The 1,428-nt window shown below is 58.6% G+C and carries 1 protein-coding gene; it reads right to left on the bottom strand.

Annotation, left to right across the window (positions count from 1 at the left end):
- Positions 1-28: 28 nt before the first annotated feature.
- Positions 29-1,380, bottom strand: a protein-coding gene (locus N7573_RS22270; RefSeq protein WP_197656034.1) for an IS3-like element ISStma2 family transposase whose coding sequence is annotated in 2 segments (ribosomal slippage) — positions 29-933 and positions 933-1,380 — 1,353 coding nt in all. Because the reading frame shifts where the segments join, the coding sequence is not laid out codon by codon here.
- Between the last annotated feature and the right edge of the window lie 48 nt (positions 1,381-1,428).

A 1,428-nucleotide genomic window follows, 5' to 3' on the forward strand; every position in this document is an offset into this window, starting at 1 on the left:
TGAAGTGACCCCCGAGACTTGGACGGGGTCAGGCGGCCGATTGGGCCTGCTCCCGGTACTTTACCGGGCTCAGACCTTTCAGTTTCAGTTTGATGCGCTCTTCGTTGTAGTACTGGATGTATTCCACCAGCCCAGCTTCCAGACTCTCGATGCTGTCAAAGCTGTTCAGGTAGAAGAATTCCGACTTCAGCGTCCCAAAGAAGCTTTCCATCGCCGCATTGTCCAGGCAGTTGCCGCGCCGGGACATGCTTTGTTTCAACGAGTGCTTTTCCAGCATGTGCCGGTAGTTTTCATGCTGGTACTGCCAGCCCTGGTCGGAGTGGATCATGGGGCGCTCATCCGGGGGAAGCTTCTTGATGGCCTCCTCCAGCATTTGGCCCACCAGATCAAATACGGGCCGACGCTTGATCTGATAAGCCACGATTTCGCCGTTGTAGAGGTCCATGATCGGCGACAGGTACAGCTTCATGCCCTGCACCTTGAACTCGGTCACGTCAGTCACCCATTTCTGGTTGGGGCGCTCGGCATGGAACTGGCGATTGAGGTCATTGCCAACCACAACATTGGCCGCCCCCTTGAAGGCCTGGTAGCGCTTCACACGCACCCGCGATTTCAGCCCCATCTCCCCCATCAGGCGCTGAACCCGCTTGTGATTGGTCCGATGGCCCTGATTGGCCAATTCCAGCGTCACCGTGCGATAGCCATAGCGCCCTTGGCTTTGATCGTAGATTGCACGGATGCGCTCGCACAGGGCTGCCTCATCCTGATCCGGATGGGCCAGGACATGGTTCTGGTAATAGAACGTACTGCGTGACAGCTCAGCTGCTTCGAGCAGAAGCGACAGCGTATGAACCTGCCTCAATCCTTGGACGGCTTGCGCTTTGCGTCCTGCGCCGCCTGCTCTTCCCGGATCAAGGCATCGAGTTTTTTTAGGTAGTCGGTCTCCGCACGCAGATAGGCGACTTCCTTGAGCAGCTCATCGCGGCTCATATCTTCAGGTGGCTTGGACGAACGGGTCTTTTTCATCGGCTTTCGGGGCGGCGGCGGAGGGGGTGCCAACGCTTGGGCACCACCTTGAGCATACAGGCGCCGCCATCGTCCCACCGCGCCGGCATCGCCAATTTGAAAGTAGGTGGTGGCCTCCCGCCCGGACAAGCCGTCCTGGCTCATCTTCTCCAGGACAGCCAGTTTGAACGGGAGGTCATAGGACCGGGCCTGGCGATGAAATCCCCGCCTACCATGCAGCCGATAGGTCGCCACCCAGCGCCTGACCGTGGAGAACTCCAGGCCGTGGCGACGGGCAATGGCTTTGACCGATGTGGAGGTCTTGCAGGCCTCTTTGGCGACCTGCAGTTTGAAACGCGCGTCGTATTTGTTCATGTATCCCTCGGGGTTGGATCTGGTGTCCAACTCCCGGGGGTCACTTCA

Origin of the sequence: Stenotrophomonas sp. GD04054 (assembly GCF_029836955.1) — a bacterium.
GTDB classification, from domain to species: domain Bacteria; phylum Pseudomonadota; class Gammaproteobacteria; order Xanthomonadales; family Xanthomonadaceae; genus Stenotrophomonas; species Stenotrophomonas maltophilia_A.